This window comes from Cupriavidus sp. (assembly GCF_057315035.1).
This window is the reverse complement of sequence record NZ_DBHKYV010000020.1, coordinates 108,907-126,056: the sequence shown is the minus strand read 5'-3', so window position 1 is coordinate 126,056 and position 17,150 is coordinate 108,907. Positions and strand designations below refer to the sequence as shown.

Below are 17,150 nucleotides of genomic sequence, written 5' to 3'. Positions count from 1 at the left end.
AGGGCTCCACGTAGTTGTGATCGATGTTGTCGCCATCATCAACGGTGTGGGCAACGTCGCGCAGTCAGTGCTCGTTCACTACCGCACCGACTCATTTGGATGTGGATTGAACTTATCAGGAGGTAACTTCCATGACTCAACGACTCATCACGATGGAACAGCGCGCGCAGTTGCTCGCGAACGCCCGGGCATACGCAGTCGGCCATGAGGGTGATGCGGAACCCGTAGTAAGGCTGTTCACGCCAGACGCACACGCGACGTGGTTGCTGGCCACGCTCGACCCGAATGATGGCGATACGGCATGGGGTCTGGTCGACCTCGGCATCGGCATGCCCGAACTGGGGACGATCAAGCTGTCCGATCTGGCTGCAATTGTCGGGCCGCGAAAACGCCCCGTTCTGCGCGACCTGTACTTTCGCGCCACGCGACCCCTGTCGGAATACGTACGATTGGCGCAACTCGACGGATCGATTCCCGATTGAATGACAGGATGGCTACGCTGGCTATTCTGTTCTTTTTGGTCTCAATCTAGACGTCGGCGGTCTGGATCAACGTCCTTGTGCCGATCCCGTGCCGCCGTGTCTACGCCTGCGCGCGGGTCAGGGCTACCTCATCGACAACCTGAGATGGCTGCATGGCCGTACACATTTCGTTGGTACCCGGTCGGCATACAGGCTTTTGCTGTCCACCGGCAACGAAGACACCCTTAAGGAGGCAGGCATTGCTGTTCAGTAGCGAAACATACACATCTGCAGCGGGAAGCTGCAACGAGGATATCGGCGGCGGCGTCAGCAATGCGGCATGGATCCTGGACGGCGCTACCAGCCTGTCGCGCCGCACCTTGCTCGATGCCAATGGTCAGCGCATTTCCGATGCCGCTCACTTTGTTGCAACGCTGTCATCCGCGTTTCATCGGGGTATGGGACTTGGGCAGGATGTTGCGCAAGCGCTCGATAGCTCGCTGCAATCGGTCAGGCAGGACGAAGCCATACAGGGCTACCTCGAGGAGGACTGCGATGTGCCGTCAGCGAGCTTCGCGGCAGTCCAACTGACAGGGAAGTGTCTGCAAGTGGCAAACCTGGGCGACTGCACGATTCTGCTGCAGGCCGATAAAGGGGCGATCACGTCGTTCGGGGACTCTGCTGTCCGCCAGCTTGATGCCGCGTTGTTATCCAGCTATCTGGCGCTCAGGCAGACAGTCTCCGACCGGAGCGCGGTTTGGGAGGCGCTGGTGCCTTTGATTCGCGAGAATCGCGCGAGGATGAATACCCCTGGCGGCTATTGGATCCTCGAGCCCAGAGGGCACGGATTGTCCGGACTGCAGCAGATGGCAATAAGGTTCAGCACTGAGGTCCGCGGTCTTCTCGTGACGGATGGACTCTACAGGATCGTTGATACCTATGGCCTGATGAGGAGGGAGGAGTTCTTTGAGGAAGCGTTTAGTGTGTCAGGCCTGGAGCGGTTGGTCAGCAATACCCGGGACGCCGAAGCGCTGAATAGTAACGAGACCCGTTGGCCTCGCGTGAAGGCCAGGGACGACGCCACCATCGTAAAGTTTGAAATTCAATGAACATTCCAAGTGACGCAAACGCGAAAAGATTCCCGATCTCCGTCAAAGGCGTAATGCTTGTCGGCGCGCAGGTCATCCTGCTGAAAAACGAGCGGGACGAATGGGAGTTGCCTGGTGGGAAACTGGAACCGGGCGAAGATATTCTGGAGTGCCTTGCCCGTGAAATATACGAGGAACTGAGTGTACCTGTCCGAGTCGGCTGTCTTCTCGATGCGTGGGTATACCCAATTCATGGCGTTGAGGTGGTGATATTGACCTACGAATGCCACATCAGCGCGGATGTTTCTCCGAAGATTAGCCACGAGCATAAGGAGTTGGGACTCTTTCCAATTCATCAATTGGACGAGATCCCACTCCCCGACGGCTACAAGAAAGCGATACGCGACGCTTATCGCAAGAAGCAATCAGACGCCACTCAACAGGTGAGGTGCTTGCCCGGAGATGAGCAGCAGTGAGCGTAACCTGCCGTCCTGCGAACGCGTCAGGGACGCTCTGGTAGCCATTCTCCTTTGTCTCTCCCTCGTCCAGTCCGCCCGGAAGCGCGCGCCCCACGATTGCGCGGCTTAGCCATGACTGATGCCTGGTTTCTCGGCGCCGTATGCCGTATCGCTGCCGCCGCCCAGCACAGACGATGTCTTTTTGGGTCTGAATCGAGACGTCGGCGGTCTGGATCAACATTGTTGTACTGATCCCGTGCCGCCGTGACCCAAATCAACGGGATCGGTTTGGGGCGTTACCCCAAAGTGCCATGCAGTTGCCAATCTCCACGTCGCAGGGGCGGGTGGAGCGATATGCGTCAGTGTTTAGGTTCAGTCCTTAAGGCGCGAGGTGGCAACGAATTCGTCTAACGAGGAAGTGTCATGGCAACTCGAAGCTCCGCACACCGTTTTCCCACGGCGGCATATCTCTACCTGTTGCACCAGGACAGCGCTGCGCTGGCCTGGGAGTACCTGCGACGCCATCCGGACTATCAGCAGGACTGGTTGCGCTCACGCGATAGTGCCGAAGCGGCGCGCCGCTGGGGCCTGCGCCTGCTGGAAGACCCCGCATTGGACGGGCGCGATGCGCACCCCATCTGGTTTCCAGACCACGATGCTGTGATGCAGCTATACGCAGACGCTGACCCGCCGCCTGACGCTCACACTTTCAGTATCTGGAGCATCCCCGGTGACAAGCAGTTGATTCACGATGGCAAACGCCTGGTGCTTGTCGCTCGCTGGCCCGGCAACTGCGTGAGGATGGCGCTGGCTCCGGATCTGGAGGACGGCATGGCGTATTGCCATGCCGTTCGTGCTTCTGCCATGTCTAACACGCGCTACCGGGTGGCCGCGGCCGAACAGAGCAAGGTGACGGTGACCCGCGCAGCGGCATCTTCCGCGGTAGCCCGTCCACGGCCCACTCCCACCGCATTGCTGGAACTGCATACCTTGCAGGCGCTCGATGCGATCCTGGCGGGCGCCTCATTGCGCCAAGTCGCCGAAGGACTGTTCGGTGTCGATGTGGTCGCCGCCGGCTGGCATGCCGACAGCGGCCTGCGCTCGCGTGTGCGTCGCCTCGTGCGCCGGGGGCAAAAGCTGATGCGTGGCGGCTATCGCGGCATGGTGGCATAAGGACGGGCTCAGTTTCCGTCACGGCAAAGCGACCCTCTGCGGCTGGCGTCGCTTTCCCGAGACTGTCTCTGTCCGGCCGCACGCTGCGGTGGGACCATCCCGAACGATGGAGACTTACCCGATGCGATCCCATTCCTTGCGGCCTGCTGCCGCACCCCCCATGCTGCAGGCTGCCAACGAGGCCCAGCCGCAACGGTATCTGACCAACGACGAAGCCGCTGAATACCTGCGATTGTCACCGCGTACGCTCGAGAAGCAGCGAGTCCTTGGTGGGGGACCACGATTTCGCAAGTTTGGCCGGCGAGTCATGTACGCGGTGGCCGATCTCGACGCGTGGGCAGACCAGCGCAGTTTCGAGGCCACCTCCGATCCGGAATATGCCGAGCGTCTCGCGGCCGACAGTCGTGCGCGTTGATCCGGGCCAGATCGCGGGCCGTCTTCCCCGAGCCATCGCAGGAACGGCCGCAGCTCGAACTGTTCCGTTCACTACCGGGCGACATGGTGCCGCGCGATGTCCAGGAACTGATGGCGAACCCATTCTTCTCGCTGGCGAAGTCAAGGCGTACCGCACCCATCGACTATCGCAGCGGGACTGTCACTATCCGCGTGGAAGGCACGCAGGAGCACGGGATTGCCACGATCTGGGACGCAGATATTCTGATCTGGGCGGCCAGCCAGATTATCGAAGCGCGCGACGCGGGGCTGCGTGTATCGCGCCTGATGCACGCCACGCCTTACGAGATCCTGCGTTTCATCGGGCGCGGGGTGTCCTCACGCGACTATCAGCGCCTGAAGGCCGCGCTCGATCGACTGCAGAGCACGACGGTGGCCACGTCCATCCGCGAGACGTCTGGTCGCCGTTTGCATCGATTCTCGTGGATCAACGAGTGGAAGGAGCTGGCGGACGCCCGCGGCACGCCACTGGGCATCGAGATGATCCTGGCCGACTGGTTCTACGCGGGCGTGCTCGATGCCTCGCTGGTGCTCACCATCGATCCGGCTTACTTCCGGCTCACCGGTGGCATCGAACGCTGGCTATACCGACTGGTGCGCAAACATGCGGGCAGACAGCGGGAGGGCTGGCATTTCGACTTCCGCCATCTGCACCGCAAGTCAGGCAGCACCGCAAAGTACCGGGACTTTGCGCTGGACCTGCGCGCGGTAGCCGCGCGGCAGTCGTTGCCCGGTTATGTGCTGGACATCGCGCGTCTGTCGGACACCCGCGCGGAGCGGCTGATATTCCGGCCCGTGCCTCCCGCGGCCCGGGGATAAGTGTGGGAAAAGCGGTGGACAGACTCGTGCTATCAGGCGCGTTTGGACTCGTGCTATCAGGCGCGCCTGCCTCGTGCTATCAGGAGCGCAAATCGACCGGAAAGCCAATCGCGGCGCGGGTCTTGGCCCCCGTTAACTTAACTAACTTAGATTCTCTAACTAATAACAGGCGTGCGCCGCTTCGGTGGGTGAACGCAAGACGGCACGGTTTGCCCTGGCCGCAGGAGAACGCTCAATGATCCCGCAACCCAACACGGCCGTGGCAATGCCGTCGCCATGTTTTCCGTCATCTTCTCCGCCATTCCTCTCGGCTATCGCCAGCCAGCCTGGCGACAACGACATGGCGTCGATGCCCTGCGTTTCGCTCGCGCACATCGAACGGCGTATTCGCCTCTATCTACGCTTCGGTGAGCCGGCGCGCATCGTGCAGCGTGACCGTTGGCTGCGTGTTGCGCTGTTCGAGCGGGGCGCAGTGTTCTGCCGCATTCGCTGGCAGGCCAATGCCTCTGGCAGGGTGCACTGGCAGTTGATGGTGATGCAGGCTTGCGCCTCGCGGGTCGAGGGGCAACGCATCGCCGGAGTGCAGCCTGGCGCTGCGTTACTGCTGCATGTGGATGGCGAACCCTCTGTGCGCGCCGTGCTGACGCAGATCGACGCCATCGAAGCGCAAGGCATCGCACCGACCACGCTTCGCCGGTGTACTGGCGCACGCTCGGTAAGCGGCTAGCGGCCTGCAAGCCGCTGCCTGCCTATACTGCAGTCCGGCATGCCGCCTGGTTGGCCCGCAGGCCGCTAGTGTGACGGCCATGTTCACTGCGAGCGCGCGGCAAGACTCTCGCAAGCGTTGGCGCACACGCATCGCGCTGGCAGGCCTGTCGGCTGGCGGACTCGCTGCACTGGCCTGGGCCAGTTTTCTGCCACCGCTCCCGCGCCCGACCTACAACCCAACGCGCCAGCGTGGCGGCTGGCTGGTACCGCGTCGATCCCCTCCAGCGCGGCGTCAAAGGGCTGCCACCTCCCGTGGTCATGGACAGCATTGTGCTGGTTCCGCTACCGACGGAGATGGCCGCGCTTGCCGCGCACCGCGACTACTTGCCGATGCGCGTGCCGCTGCTCAAGCGGGTGGGCGCGGTCGCGCCGCAGGCGGTGTGTATTGACGGCGGCATCGTGCGCATTGACGGCGTGCCGGCCGCCGCCGTCCTGCCTGCAGACCGGTTGGACCGGCCGCTAACCTTCTGGCAGCCGTGCCGCCGTCTCGAAACGGGGGAGTTGTTCCTGTTGAGCCTGATCGCCCCGGCATCGTTTGATAGCCGCTACTTCGGCGCGGTGCGCGCCTCCGACTTGCTGGGCGTCGCGCATCCCGTCTGGCTGGACGCGCCATCATGATGGCTACCATTTCGCGGAGCGGGATCACGCCGTCACGCGCGATCCACCGCCGGGCGTGGCGGCGATGCGCGGGCACGGTGCGCGCCTTCGCGCTGCACATTGCACAACGATCTGACTGTCAAGGCGTCGTGCAGGCGTCCTGCAGCGAACGCGCCTGGGCAAAGGCCAAGGATTTGTTCGCTGGCGGGGCGGTGGCGTGCGGCGCAGCACCGCCAGGCTGTCCTTGTCCGGTCTCACCGTGCAGGGCAAGAGGAGGGCAAGAGGAGGGCAACGGAGAAGGGAAGGGCGGAGGGCAAGATAAAAGGTCGCGGCACGCCGGGGCGCGGCACGCGAGTCTGCACGGGGGAAGGGCGCGGCACGGCTCTGGCAGCGATGGCGTGCCGCGAACCAGCGCGACGCCCCGTCGGTCGCGGTAAAGCTGCGTGCTGCGTGCGCCTGAATACCGCTGAATGCGCCAGACGTGGTTAAGGGCAACCCATGACAAATCGTAATGATCCGGAGCAGGCTGAACGCTTTCGCATCCAGCCAGGCGCGCCAAAGCAGCAAGGCGACAGGTTCCTCACCAAGGTGTTGCGGCAGACCGGAAAAGCTGGCGGCAGAATGGGCGCGGTCGCTGGAAAAGGCGGCAGAGGCCCAGGTGCCCGGCTCGGGCGCGGACATGTTGCGGCGCGCTTTGCCGGGCGTTCCGTGCCGCCCAAAATGCGCGGCACGTCGCCATCAAGGTCCGATTGGCGAACCTGGCGCGTGCGGGGGCGCGTTCGACCGCAGTGCACTTGCGCTATATCGAGCGGGAAGGTGTCGATCGCCGGGGCGGCGCAGGGCAGGCCTATGGGCCGGAAACCGACGCGGTCGATCTTGATGTGTTCCGGACGCGCATCCAGGGCGACCGGCACCAGTTCCGCCTGATCGTCTCGCCAGAAGATGCGGAGCAACTGGACGACCTTCGCACCTTCGCCCGGCATCTTCTGCGCAGCCTGAGAGCCACGTTGGTTCAAACGTGCCGATACGACCTTCCGGTGATTTACGACAGGCCGCTTGCGCCCCCCTCAACTGAAGTCAACCCAAACTCAAGTCTTGCTTGAAGCGAAATGCGAAGCCAGGCAGGTGCCGCCGCGCAACGATGATGGTCGATACCATGTCATGCGTGTGAAGCGTCAGGCAAGAGTCGCTCGGCTACGCCGGCACATCTGTGCCAGATCCCGCAAACGCGCCCGGGAATTGCGCTACTCGCCATAAAGCCAAAAACGCACTGACCGCCCCCGCTCGCCTGCGACCGATCAGCCGACGCTAACCAAGCGCTGAATTTCGGGAGTAACGGCGAGCCGCAGACTGCTGGTGGTTGCGGCGAATCTTGTGCGGGGAGCGCTGTCGTCTTTGATGCGGCTTTGTGCTGCCGAGTGGCGCTTGTCGAGCCGAAAACGGTCGGCCAGGCCGCGGCCGTCGCTGGGCGGAGCGGGCCGTCACCGCGTCTTGGCATTCGCCAAGTAGTCCCTGCCTCGCTCGCTAAAACATATAAACAGGCACTGAGATGATTGCACAGCCGGCCGCGACTGACGATTTGGGACTCCAGAGCGGAGGTTCCACCATCAGAACGTATTGAATCGCCTTCAGTCCGGGCGGACTTGGCGATGCGTATGGTCTATGCCGAAAGGTAAATCGGTGCAGATAGATGCTATGTCTGAAATCCGGGCTGAAGTGATTGCTGCCGCCCACAGTCAGTAGCTCCTCACGAAGATCGAGCAAGCCGCTGGCATCCGAGTCGGCATAGAGCTTGAAACGTTTCTCGGGAATAACTTGTACCGTTTGACCATTTTCGTCGCGCACCCAGACATCCACGTGCGCGTGAATATAGCCGTGATTGTCAGGGGTGAGGTACTGAGTGACACCAGTTGCAGTAGCAACGGACGCGATGATGGAATAACGGGAAATATATGGCAGGCGTCTTTTGGGTCGTCCGGCTTTCCACGTCATTGCACCCTCCCTTGGCGGTGGCCGGCGGCTCGTACAGCATAGGGGACTGGAGCGAGGAAGCAAGACAGCTCTGACAATGCAGGAAAAGCCGGGGCGGCAACCGCGCAGACTGGCGTCGCCGCGCTAATCGAGCGTTGCTCCTTCGTCGAAATTGCCCGCCAGCAGTCCCCCGAATCGGGGGACACGGTCCGGCAGGCCGAGCGTGCGCAAGCAGTGCCAGAGGAGCGCCTGGTTGCTAGTTACCACCGGCCTGCCAGTGCGCTCGATGTCTTCAATGACACTGCTCACTTGTATGCCAGCGCAACTGACTAATACGGCATCGGCATTGTCGGTATTGAGTTGTTGCGCCAACTCTGCCCAATGCGAGGCAGGAAGTGAACCCTGCTCGATGGGCGTGGAACAGGGAGCTGCAACTTCGCTGACGACCTTCACACCGCGGCACGCCAGAAACGCGATTTCCATCTCGACGACCTCGCGGGGATAAGGGGTTATCAGCGCGATACGGCGTGCCCTGACTGCGCGCAAGGCAGCGAGGATGGCGTCGGTGGTAGTAACCGAGCGGATGCCCGTCGCATCGAAGATGCGCCGGTTTATGACCTGCGAGCCCACTGCCATGCTCGCTGCTGTGCAGTTCATGGCAATCAGTCCCACGCCGGCGGTGGCGAGCAGCGCGGCGTGGGATTCGACATCTGCGACGACAGCTTTGTCGCTCTCCAGAGAGGTGCGTGAGAATGGCATGCGAGTGGTCAAGAACTGCACGCCTTCCGGCGCCATCCGTTGGATTTCGAAGTCACATAGGCCGCCCGATGGGTAAAGGTGTCCGATGCGCGCCAGATAGCCAAAACCAAGGCTCATGCTGCCATCCTGTAAATAGAGTCGATCGACTTAATGTCCTGCACGAGCGACACCGGATAGTCTCCGAAAGCTAGTCTGCACCTCGGGCGCGCTTTACATGCTCAGGAGTCGGCGTGATGTACACCGCCAGTGCCGCCAGCACCGCCGCGACCGAAAACAAAACAAAGTTCCACACCGGATTCGCGTTCATGCCGGCAATGAATCCGCCTAGCACCGGCCCTGTCATGGCGCCGAAGCGGCCCACGCCTACCGCCCAACCGGTCGCGGAAGCGCGGGCATGCGGCGCATAGTAGTTCGCGATGTAGCCAAGTAGCACGAGCGCCGTGGCGATGCTGCCGAAGCCGGCAAGCGCGACCAGCACATAGTTGACCAGCAGGCCGTTTTTCTGCGAGAGAGCGAAGATAGACACTGCGCCGGCGAGGAAGCTAACGGCGATTGTCTTGCGCGGTCCGAAGTAATCGGCAATCCGGCCGATCATCACGCCACCGACGGCCGCTGCCATGTTGAAGACCGCAAAGAAGGACAGGCTTGAGCCAAGATCGTAGCCACTCTTGCGCATGATCTGCGGCAGCCACGTGCCCAGACCGTAGACGAGCGTGATTGCCATGAACTGTGCGGCCCACAGACAGATTGTCCCAAACAGGTTCTTGCGCGAGAAGACCTCGTTGAATACGTCTTTCAGCGAAGTGCGCGGCGTATCGTGGAGAGCTGGCGCAGCGGGGGCGTCCATACCGAGACGCTCGGCGAGCGCCCGAGCCTGTCGATGCCGGCCTTTGGCGACGAGGAAGTCCAGCGACTCAGGCAGCCAAAGCATCAGCGCCGGAATGAAAAGCAGCGGCAACGCACCGATGGCCACGACCGCGCGCCATCCGTACTGCTCCATGTATGCCATGCCGGCCAGCGCCGAGATCACCGCGCCGATCGGATAGCCCGAATACATCAGCGCGAAGTTTAGATTGCGGCGCCAGGGCGGTGAGTATTCCACCGTAAGCGCTGCCGCCACCGAGATGACACCACCCAAGCCGAGTCCACCGATGGCGCGCACAAGGGCAAAGATGGCCGGGGACGGGGCCCACACAGCGGCTAGCATCGACAGCGAAAACAGTGCCACGCAAGCAATCAGAAGCTTCTTACGGCCGGCTAGGTCACTCAGAGGGCTGATGAAATAGGCGCCGAACAAGGTGCCTACCAGTGCGGCACTGCTCAACTGGCCGAGTTCAAGCGGCGTCAGCCTCCACTGGGGATCGCTGATCAGTGCCGGGACAATGGTTCCCATCACGCCGATGTCGTAACCCTCCGCAAGGATGGCACTCCAGCAAAGGCACAAAACGAGATAGGTGGTCCGCTGGGGCACGGACCGGGCAACTTCGGAAGTACCAGCAACATGCATGACGAAGGCTCCAGGGGGGGGCGGCTTTAGTGGGTGTTGGCTGCCGGGAGGCATACCGCGGGGCTTCATGGCGGCAGTTGAATAAATAATATGATTCGTTTATATGCGGCTGGCATTGGGATATACCCTAGCCTATCGAAGCCATCGCGCTTGGCACGAAGGACGTGGCATCCGGGCTGCAGCGGGGGCTGGCTCCGCAAGCATGGCACCGCAAGAGTAATGCCCGGCCGAAGCACTATGTGGCCGCTAGCTGCAGAAGCGATCAATTATTTCGGGGAATTGCATCCCCCCATGTCGGCGTATTCGGCCAGTAGAGAGGAAGGCTAGTGCCGCGCCGAGCAGGGGGGGAGGCCAGGTGCCGGTCGGCAATGCGCTTGGCTGCGCTGTCCGATGCAGGGTGCACCGTCCAGCGAGTGTCGTTTGGTATTCGAAAGGGCCGGGACGGCCCCTTTGGGGCGGTCAGGAAGCCGGGATCGCGGCCGATTCCTTGCGTGAGCGCGGGGTGCGACTCTTGGGCCGCGATGCGGGTTCAGCCGTTTCCTCTGGTCCCAGCATCATGTCCGTCATCAGCGTCGCGATGGCCTCCAGGTCGCGCGTATCCCCGATGCGGCTGTTGATGGCAAAGCCATCGTAGGCCATCCACAGGATGTGCGACAGCAAGCGGTTCGATGCCAGGTAGGTGCGTTCAGGCGGCAGGCTCTCGAGGATTAGGTCGGTGATCGCAGTCTCACACTGCTCCAGCAGGTTGTTCGGCTTTGGGGTGTCCATCGGGGCGCTGGATAGCGCCTCGATCATCGCATTGGCAAAGGAGTGGTCGGCAGCGGGAATGTCGCCCCACAGGCCGACAATAATGCGCCGCAGCCGTGTACGGGGGGTCGGGAATTTCTGCACCGACTCGCGCAGGCTGTCTACACGGGCAAGCAGCCAGGGCGTGTAAATCTCATAGAAGATCAGCAGTTTCGAATCGAAGTACACGTACAGGTTGGCCACCGTCATGCCGGCCGCGCGCGCGATCTCCGACATCGTTGTCGCCGTGTAGCCCTTGCGGCAGAACAGATCGAACGCGGCCGCGAGAATCGCCTCTCGCATCCCTGTCTTCTTGACTTGTGGCATGACCCTTTTCCTTCCGGCCTGCTCCTGGCCGTCTTCCAAACTGATGTCCGTGGTGCATTCAATGCCCCAACGTGGTTCGGTATTGTAACAAGACGGGGCACGGGGGATGCCGAAATCACCGAGCAGACTCGGTATTCACGCGCTTCTTGACTTTTTCCGGTCTGAAAATAGAATGTCATTCATTATTGAGGCGGCGAGCTATTTCGTCGATATCCCCATCCTGGAGGAGATGTGCAATGACATCCGAGCAGACAACGTTCTTCACAGACCGCTATCCCGAACTTGGCAAAGGGCCGGTGCCGGTCGAGCCCTACATCTCGCCCGAGTACTACGAGCGTGAGAAGGCCGAGATCTTCAAGAAGACCTGGCTGCAGGTTGGCCGCGTGGAAGAAGTCCCTAATCCGGGCGACTACTTCGTGAAGGAACTCGCTGTCTGCGACACCGAGATCATCGTGGTGCGCAACAGGAAGGGCGAGATCCGTGCCATGCATAACGTCTGCGCGCACCGTCTGAACCAGGTCGTGTACGAAAAGTGTGGCAACACGCGCAAGTTTTTCTGCAAGTTCCACGGCTGGGCTTATGACCTCGACGGCCACCTGACCGGCGTGCCGGAGGAGGGCTGCTTTTTTGACATGCAGCGTGAAGACTATGGCCTCTCACCCGTCACGTGCGACGTCTGGCAAGGATTCATCTTCGTCAACATGCAAGCGCAGCCGGCGCAGACCCTGGCGGAGTTCATGGGGCCGGTCTATGGCGATGTGGAGGGTTACCCATTCGATAAGCTGACTTGCGCTTTCCAGTGGACCAGTGTCGTCAATTGCAACTGGAAGCTTGCCCTCGACGCGTTTCAGGAGGCCTATCACGTAGCCTACGTGCATGGCAACTCGATCGCAGACGCAATCGATAAGAGCGACGGCGGCAGTATGCGACCACTCGACGTCGTTTGCGGCGATGTCCATCGACGATTGTCGTTGGCGGGCAACCAGAAATCGGTCTACGGCAACCCGAAAGCTGTGACAAGTGGAGGCGCCGCTGCGGCCGAGGCCCTGGCAGAGTCCGCAGCATCCCGCCCAATCGCCGCGGCGGCATTGCGCGCCGGCATGGGCAGCGCAAAACACGAGTTCCCACTCGAAGCCCTGCCGAAGGGCGTCAATTGGACGCAAAGCAAGAATTGGTTGTTCGACATCAACGTCATCTTCCCGGACTTCTACGTCTCACTGCGGCCCAACTACTACCAGGCCTACACGTTCCGCCCGATTGCGCATAACAAAATGCTATTCGAAGGCCGCGTGTACTACCCCGAGATGACGACGGCCGGCGGCCGCTTCTTCCTCGAGTACATGAAGGTCGCGCTGCGCGACGTACTGCTTGAGGACATGAGCACGCTTGAACGCACACAGGCTGCGGCCGAAACCGGCGCCAAGACGCACATGATCCTGCAGGACAGCGAGATCCTGGTTCGTCATGGCGCGCATGTGGTCGACCGCCTGATCGGTGCGGCTCAATAGGACACAGCGAGAGCGAAATCATGGAAGAAAAAATCATCAATATCGGCGGCTTGCAAACGCAACGCACGCCGGCCCTGCCCGAGCGCTTTGCGCACCTGAACGCCATCGCGCACTGGAGCCTGCCAACAGAAACTGCGCGCAATATCCAGCGCCACCGCGCCTCGATGGACGAGATTCGCGCATTCGCAAACACCGTGCTCGGGGAACTCGATGCGATGACGGCATACCTGGACACCTTCGAGTTGGGTGCGATGCCGGCTGAGGCGCAGTTGCTAATGAACCTGCTGCTGTCGCTCGCCGAGGTAGCGCCGGCCATCGAGTTCTATCGCCAGCAGGCGGTAATCGATGGCTACGATCCTCGCCGCTTTGTAGCCGACGAGGCCTTCAAACTGTCGCCGTCGCTTTGACTGCCCGGCTATAGAGGAGTCCATCATGCCGAAATGCCGCGTGTTTGCCATCGACAACAACCTGAAGGAAGTGGTCGCCGATGGCTTGTACATGAAACACATGTTTGGCGAAACGGTCAGCGTTGCCGTCGTCAAGTTCGTCGAAGCCGCAGGCAAAGACCTGCCGGCGAAGTCCCACCAGCATGGTGAGGAAGCGTCGCTGCAGTTCTCCGGCGCGTGCTCCGTCTTCGAAGGGCTGGGTGAGGCCGGCGACCGAGAGTCGTTCATGGAGCAGGGCGACGCACTGCTGATCCCCGCCGGCCTGATGCACTACGGCAGCAATCGCTTTGCGCCCGCTGGCGTCAGCATGCGGCTGAACGTCGTAACACCGGCCCGCAAGGAGTACGGCGCGGAGGATACGGTGCCCTACTACCCACTGGCTGAACGGGGAGAGCAAGCATGAGCGCGTCGGAATATACCGCTGTCGACGATCGCTCCTGCGGGCCGCTTTGTCGCCGTGTGGCCGCCGGTCAGTCGAGCTCCACCGAGCCAGCGCGCCACGCCACCAGCGGCAACGCTTTTGACATCGCCGTCCACGTGTTGAGCCAAGGGCAAACGCTGGGTGCTGCGCCAGGCGAAGCAGGCGAGGAAGTGGCCGCCGTGCTGGAAGGCACATTCACGATTGAAGCCGCTGGAGAGACGTATCGACTGTCAAAGGGAGAGGGGATCATCATTCCCAGTGCGGAACCGCGCCGGTGGACCTGTGACACCGAAGGTGGGCGCCTGTATCGCGTCATCAACCGGACCTCGCTGCAAACGCAAGCCGGAGACGCGGCATGAACACTTCCCGGCACATTGTCATTGTCGGCGCCGGTCATGCGGGTGGCCGCGTCGCGCAGCAGCTGCGAGCGCAGGGCTATGACCAGCGGCTAACGCTCGTTGGAGAGGAAGTACACACTCCCTATGAGCGCCCGGCGCTGTCGAAAGAACTGCTCAAGGGCGAGCGTACTGCGGCAGAGCTCACGCTCGGTCCCGCCGCGTTCTGGACAGATGAAAGCGCCGTCGAGCATGTGCGGGGACGAGCGAACGCGATAGATGTGCACGCGCGGATGTTGACGCTGGACGACGGCGTCCAGATTCGCTTTGATGAACTAGTCGTCGCCACCGGTGGTCGCGCCCGCACGCTCAATGTTCCCGGCGCCGATCTACCCGGCGTCCTCACCTTGCGCACCATCGACGATAGCCTTGCATTGCGTGAGGCGCTTGTCCCGGGCCGGCGCGTGGTGATCGTCGGTGCGGGCGTGATTGGCATGGAAGTCGCTGCGAGCGCGCGGGCGCTCGGGGCCGAAGTGACGGTGCTGGAGGCGGGCGAGCGTATCCTCGCGCGCTGCCTGCCGGGGGCGGGCTCGGAATGGCTGCATGGCCTGCACACGGCAAACGGCACGCGCATCGAGACCGGGGTGCAGGTCAGTTGCATCGAACGCGACGGCACGGCCCTGTGCGTCAAGGCTGCTCGCAACGAGCAAACTTGGTGTTTGCCTGCCGACGTGGTGCTGGCAGCGGTAGGCATCGATAGCGGTGTTGACTTCCTTGCCGGGACCGGTATCGCCAACGACTACGGCGTTCCGGTGGGCGCCGATTGCCGCAGTCCTGTCGTGCCGTGGTGTTTTGCGGCGGGAGACGTGGCACTGACGTACAGCGCGCTATATGAACGTCCGATGCGCCAGGAAACCTGGCGCAACGCCGAGAACCAGGCGCAGGCCGTTGCCGGATTTCTTCTTGGGCGTACCGAGCCCTATGTCGAAGTACCGTGGATGTGGACCGACCAGCTCGGGCACAACATTCAGGTGGTTGGCCATCCGGGCGATGCCGACGAACTTGTCGTGCGTCATGGCGCCTCTGGAGATCCCGCAACCATGCTGCTGTTGCGCGGCGGGCAGATCGTATGTGGTGTCCTCATCGACAACGGGCGCGAGCGCAAGCACCTGGAAGCGCTGGTGCGCCACGGCGCGCGGGTTGAACTGGACCGTCTCGCCGACCCAGCAATCCCCCTCAAGGCGCTGGAATTTTGAACGCGCCCGGCATCGAACAGCGGCTGGCACGGTTGGAGGCCGCCGAGGCGATCCGCACCCTGAAAGCGCGCTACGCCGCGCTGGCCGACGCCAAGTACCGGCCCGACCACACACGCGTGTCTGACGACGCCCTGCGCGAGGTGGCATGGCAGCAGACGCTGTGCTTCACAGAAGATGCGATCTGGGAAGGTGGCCGGGGATTCGGCGATTCACTGGTTGGCCGCGTGCAACTGCACGACTGGTTCCAGCGCTCGCCCTGGTGCTTCGCCTTGCACTACTACGGCAGCCCACAACTTGATGTCGACGGCAATCAGGCACAGGGGGTTTGGCAACTGTGGCAGCTGGCACTGCGCGAAGACAATCGCGATGCCGTCCTGCTGGGCGCTACCACGCACGAAGACTACCGACGCGAGGTCGATGGCGAATGGCGGTGCTGTCGAATGCGCTTTACCCAGATTCATATGACATCGCTGGGCCAAGGCCCGATGCCGCTCGCGGCAACCCTGGCGGCGCTGGACGACAAGCTGGCAGAGCGTGCAAGGCACGCTGTGGCAGGCGCTTAGATTCAAGATAGAGGAGGCACCATGATTACCGAGGAAGCACATCCGGTCCGCGAGCCAGTGGCGCGCGAAGACGTTATTCACTGGCATCGCGCTGGAGAACTCGGCGCGCTGTTCGCCGCCAGCGATTGCCATGGACTGGACGTCGGCGGCCATCGCATCGGGCTTTTCAAGGTCGATGAGGAAGTCTATGCGCTCGATGACATCTGCACGCACGGCAACGCGCGGCTGTCGGACGGCGAAATGGATGGACATGGCATCGAGTGCCCGCTACACGCCGGCCTCTTCGATGTGCGCAATGGGCGAGCCATGTGCGCGCCGCTGACCCGCGATGCCCGTTGCCATGCCGTGAAAGTGGACGCCGGTGTGGTCTATGTCGCAACGCCGGAGATGACATGACTCACGCGGCCTCCACCCTTGCCGGGCACGACGCCGTGCGGCCACGCGTTGCAGTGATCGGCACCGGCGGTACGTTCGCGATGCATGCCCGGCATCGGTTCGACTGGATCGAGTACAGCGAAAGCGGTGTAGTCCATCCCATTGGAAAGTTGATCGAGGACCTTGGCGATCTCGGCGAAGTGGCTGATGGGGTAGAGCTGGTGCCTGTGCCGTTTCGGGCCCTGGGCAGCACAGGCATCACGCCGACCGACTGGCTTGCGCTGGCCCGACTGATCGCGGAAACCGCGCGGCACGATCCGGGCCTGGCTGGCTTCGTGGTGACCCATGGCACCGCCACGCTGGAAGAAACGGCATGGTTCCTCGACCTGGCCCTCGCGCTTGACCAGCCTGTTGTGATCACTGGCGCCCAGCGTCCCGCGAACACGGCGGGCAGCGATGTGCCGGCCAACTTGCGGGCGGCGCTCGCGGTGGCGCAGTCCGATGCGGCGCGCGGCGCCGGTGTCCTGGTCGTGATGGACGGACACATCTTCGCCGCGCGGGATGTCACCAAAGCAGCCAGCTTCGATCTCAATGCCTTCGAGGCCCCGCAATTCGGTCCACTTGGCCGCGTCGAGGCCAACGGCGCGGTGAGCATGCGGCGCCTGCCAGCGCGGCGTCGGGCTTTCCCGATTCCGGATCTGACGAATCTTGACGCGCTGCCGCGCGTGGACATCGTCATGTCATATGCCGGCGCCGATCGCACCGCGATTGACGCACTAGTGGTTGCAGGCTGCGCGGGCATCATCAGCGCTGGCTTGCCACCCGGGCGGCCAGCAAACGCAGAAGCGCAGGGCCTGGCCGATGCCGTGCTCGCCGGCACGACCGTGGTCCAGTCGACGCGTGCCGCGCGCGGCATGGTGCCGTCGCAAGCATTCCTGCGCGCCGCTGGCGTGCTGGCCGGGGGCGATCTATTGCCGCAGAAGCTACGCATCCTGCTGATGCTCGCGCTGACGCAGACGCGCGACCCCGTGCTGCTACAGCACTGGTTGCTGGAGAGCTGATCCCTCAGGGACCGGCAA

General features: G+C 62.5%; 19 protein-coding genes and 2 pseudogenes. 17 read left to right on the top strand and 4 right to left on the bottom strand.

Annotation, left to right across the window (positions count from 1 at the left end):
• Positions 1–131 precede the first annotated feature (131 nt).
• The 9 genes and pseudogenes from ACO550_RS22740 to ACO550_RS22700 all read left to right on the top strand — a co-directional run bounded on the left by ACO550_RS22740 (position 132) and on the right by ACO550_RS22700 (position 6,920).
• A complete protein-coding gene (locus ACO550_RS22740; RefSeq protein WP_485994959.1) occupies positions 132–482 on the top strand; it encodes a DUF2958 domain-containing protein in 351 nt (116 codons plus the stop codon).
• 239 nt (positions 483–721) lie between these two features.
• The gene (locus tag ACO550_RS22735; RefSeq protein ID WP_315594118.1) at positions 722–1,570 is read left to right on the top strand and encodes a hypothetical protein; all 849 of its coding nucleotides are present in this window, start codon (positions 722–724) and stop codon (positions 1,568–1,570) included.
• The gene (locus tag ACO550_RS22730) at positions 1,567–2,025 is read left to right on the top strand and encodes an NUDIX domain-containing protein (protein WP_315594119.1); all 459 of its coding nucleotides are present in this window, start codon (positions 1,567–1,569) and stop codon (positions 2,023–2,025) included. The genes ACO550_RS22735 and ACO550_RS22730 overlap by 4 nt, the downstream gene beginning before the upstream one ends.
• A gap of 405 nt (positions 2,026–2,430) precedes the next feature.
• A complete protein-coding gene (locus tag ACO550_RS22725) occupies positions 2,431–3,180 on the top strand; it encodes a DUF7011 domain-containing protein (RefSeq protein ID WP_315594120.1) in 750 nt (249 codons plus the stop codon).
• Between the two features lie 121 nt (positions 3,181–3,301).
• The gene (locus tag ACO550_RS22720) at positions 3,302–3,595 is read left to right on the top strand and encodes a helix-turn-helix domain-containing protein (RefSeq protein WP_315594121.1); all 294 of its coding nucleotides are present in this window, start codon (positions 3,302–3,304) and stop codon (positions 3,593–3,595) included.
• A gap of 83 nt (positions 3,596–3,678) precedes the next feature.
• Positions 3,679–4,452: a replication initiator protein A gene (locus ACO550_RS22715; protein ID WP_315594233.1), complete on the top strand. Its 774-nt coding sequence runs from the start codon at positions 3,679–3,681 to the stop codon at positions 4,450–4,452.
• A 235-nt stretch (positions 4,453–4,687) separates the two neighbouring features.
• A pseudogene (locus tag ACO550_RS22710) lies at positions 4,688–5,253 on the top strand (DUF2840 domain-containing protein).
• Between the two features lie 5 nt (positions 5,254–5,258).
• A pseudogene (locus ACO550_RS22705) lies at positions 5,259–5,838 on the top strand (S26 family signal peptidase).
• A gap of 773 nt (positions 5,839–6,611) precedes the next feature.
• Positions 6,612–6,920, top strand: coding sequence for a hypothetical protein (locus tag ACO550_RS22700; protein ID WP_315594122.1), 309 nt, complete (start codon positions 6,612–6,614; stop codon positions 6,918–6,920).
• Between the two features lie 421 nt (positions 6,921–7,341).
• Here the strand turns inward: ACO550_RS22700 and ACO550_RS22695 are convergent, their stop codons facing one another.
• The 4 genes from ACO550_RS22695 to ACO550_RS22680 form a co-directional block, all read right to left on the bottom strand.
• Entirely contained in the window at positions 7,342–7,809 is a 468-nt protein-coding gene (locus tag ACO550_RS22695) for a hypothetical protein (protein WP_315594123.1), read from the bottom strand.
• A gap of 123 nt (positions 7,810–7,932) precedes the next feature.
• Positions 7,933–8,664 carry a maleate cis-trans isomerase family protein gene (locus ACO550_RS22690; RefSeq protein ID WP_315594124.1) on the bottom strand — a complete coding sequence of 244 codons (732 nt, stop codon included), beginning with the start codon at positions 8,662–8,664 and terminating at the stop codon, positions 7,933–7,935.
• A gap of 70 nt (positions 8,665–8,734) precedes the next feature.
• Positions 8,735–10,054, bottom strand: a complete 1,320-nt coding sequence (locus ACO550_RS22685) for an aromatic acid/H+ symport family MFS transporter (protein ID WP_315594125.1) — start codon at positions 10,052–10,054, stop codon at positions 8,735–8,737.
• A gap of 459 nt (positions 10,055–10,513) precedes the next feature.
• Positions 10,514–11,167 (bottom strand): TetR/AcrR family transcriptional regulator, encoded by a 654-nt coding sequence (locus tag ACO550_RS22680; RefSeq protein ID WP_315594234.1) that lies wholly within the window; start codon positions 11,165–11,167, stop codon positions 10,514–10,516.
• Positions 11,168–11,403: 236 nt separating this feature from the next.
• Between ACO550_RS22680 and ACO550_RS22675 the strand changes: the two genes are divergently transcribed.
• The 8 genes from ACO550_RS22675 to ACO550_RS22640 are packed head-to-tail and all read left to right on the top strand — an operon-like array spanning position 11,404 to position 17,132.
• Positions 11,404–12,675 (top strand): aromatic ring-hydroxylating oxygenase subunit alpha, encoded by a 1,272-nt coding sequence (locus tag ACO550_RS22675; protein WP_315594126.1) that lies wholly within the window; start codon positions 11,404–11,406, stop codon positions 12,673–12,675.
• A 20-nt stretch (positions 12,676–12,695) separates the two neighbouring features.
• Complete coding sequence (locus ACO550_RS22670; RefSeq protein WP_315594127.1) at positions 12,696–13,082, top strand: hypothetical protein; 387 nt, start codon at positions 12,696–12,698, stop codon at positions 13,080–13,082.
• A 25-nt stretch (positions 13,083–13,107) separates the two neighbouring features.
• Positions 13,108–13,524: a cupin gene (locus tag ACO550_RS22665; RefSeq protein WP_315594128.1), complete on the top strand. Its 417-nt coding sequence runs from the start codon at positions 13,108–13,110 to the stop codon at positions 13,522–13,524.
• Positions 13,521–13,901 (top strand): cupin domain-containing protein, encoded by a 381-nt coding sequence (locus tag ACO550_RS22660; RefSeq protein WP_315594129.1) that lies wholly within the window; start codon positions 13,521–13,523, stop codon positions 13,899–13,901. The genes ACO550_RS22665 and ACO550_RS22660 overlap by 4 nt, the downstream gene beginning before the upstream one ends.
• Positions 13,898–15,133: an NAD(P)/FAD-dependent oxidoreductase gene (locus tag ACO550_RS22655; RefSeq protein ID WP_315594130.1), complete on the top strand. Its 1,236-nt coding sequence runs from the start codon at positions 13,898–13,900 to the stop codon at positions 15,131–15,133. Before ACO550_RS22660 ends, ACO550_RS22655 begins: the two co-directional genes overlap by 4 nt.
• Positions 15,130–15,696, top strand: coding sequence for a nuclear transport factor 2 family protein (locus tag ACO550_RS22650; RefSeq protein ID WP_315594131.1), 567 nt, complete (start codon positions 15,130–15,132; stop codon positions 15,694–15,696). Before ACO550_RS22655 ends, ACO550_RS22650 begins: the two co-directional genes overlap by 4 nt.
• A 21-nt stretch (positions 15,697–15,717) precedes the next feature.
• Positions 15,718–16,092 carry a non-heme iron oxygenase ferredoxin subunit gene (locus ACO550_RS22645; protein WP_315594132.1) on the top strand — a complete coding sequence of 125 codons (375 nt, stop codon included), beginning with the start codon at positions 15,718–15,720 and terminating at the stop codon, positions 16,090–16,092.
• Positions 16,089–17,132 (top strand): asparaginase, encoded by a 1,044-nt coding sequence (locus ACO550_RS22640; protein WP_315594133.1) that lies wholly within the window; start codon positions 16,089–16,091, stop codon positions 17,130–17,132. The genes ACO550_RS22645 and ACO550_RS22640 overlap by 4 nt, the downstream gene beginning before the upstream one ends.
• The last annotated feature ends 18 nt before the right edge of the window (positions 17,133–17,150 follow it).

Coding starts and splice junctions, on each gene's coding strand:
- ACO550_RS22680 (WP_315594234.1), bottom strand. CDS start 11,167: ATGCCACAAGTCAAGAAGACAGGGATGCGAGAGGCGATTCTCGCGGCC.
- ACO550_RS22675 (WP_315594126.1), top strand. CDS start 11,404: ATGACATCCGAGCAGACAACGTTCTTCACAGACCGCTATCCCGAACTT.
- ACO550_RS22740 (WP_485994959.1), top strand. CDS start 132: ATGACTCAACGACTCATCACGATGGAACAGCGCGCGCAGTTGCTCGCG.
- ACO550_RS22640 (WP_315594133.1), top strand. CDS start 16,089: ATGACTCACGCGGCCTCCACCCTTGCCGGGCACGACGCCGTGCGGCCA.
- ACO550_RS22725 (WP_315594120.1), top strand. CDS start 2,431: ATGGCAACTCGAAGCTCCGCACACCGTTTTCCCACGGCGGCATATCTC.
- ACO550_RS22730 (WP_315594119.1), top strand. CDS start 1,567: ATGAACATTCCAAGTGACGCAAACGCGAAAAGATTCCCGATCTCCGTC.
- ACO550_RS22720 (WP_315594121.1), top strand. CDS start 3,302: ATGCGATCCCATTCCTTGCGGCCTGCTGCCGCACCCCCCATGCTGCAG.
- ACO550_RS22665 (WP_315594128.1), top strand. CDS start 13,108: ATGCCGAAATGCCGCGTGTTTGCCATCGACAACAACCTGAAGGAAGTG.
- ACO550_RS22645 (WP_315594132.1), top strand. CDS start 15,718: ATGATTACCGAGGAAGCACATCCGGTCCGCGAGCCAGTGGCGCGCGAA.
- ACO550_RS22655 (WP_315594130.1), top strand. CDS start 13,898: ATGAACACTTCCCGGCACATTGTCATTGTCGGCGCCGGTCATGCGGGT.
- ACO550_RS22715 (WP_315594233.1), top strand. CDS start 3,679: ATGGTGCCGCGCGATGTCCAGGAACTGATGGCGAACCCATTCTTCTCG.
- ACO550_RS22685 (WP_315594125.1), bottom strand. CDS start 10,054: ATGCATGTTGCTGGTACTTCCGAAGTTGCCCGGTCCGTGCCCCAGCGG.
- ACO550_RS22660 (WP_315594129.1), top strand. CDS start 13,521: ATGAGCGCGTCGGAATATACCGCTGTCGACGATCGCTCCTGCGGGCCG.
- ACO550_RS22695 (WP_315594123.1), bottom strand. CDS start 7,809: ATGACGTGGAAAGCCGGACGACCCAAAAGACGCCTGCCATATATTTCC.
- ACO550_RS22690 (WP_315594124.1), bottom strand. CDS start 8,664: ATGAGCCTTGGTTTTGGCTATCTGGCGCGCATCGGACACCTTTACCCA.
- ACO550_RS22670 (WP_315594127.1), top strand. CDS start 12,696: ATGGAAGAAAAAATCATCAATATCGGCGGCTTGCAAACGCAACGCACG.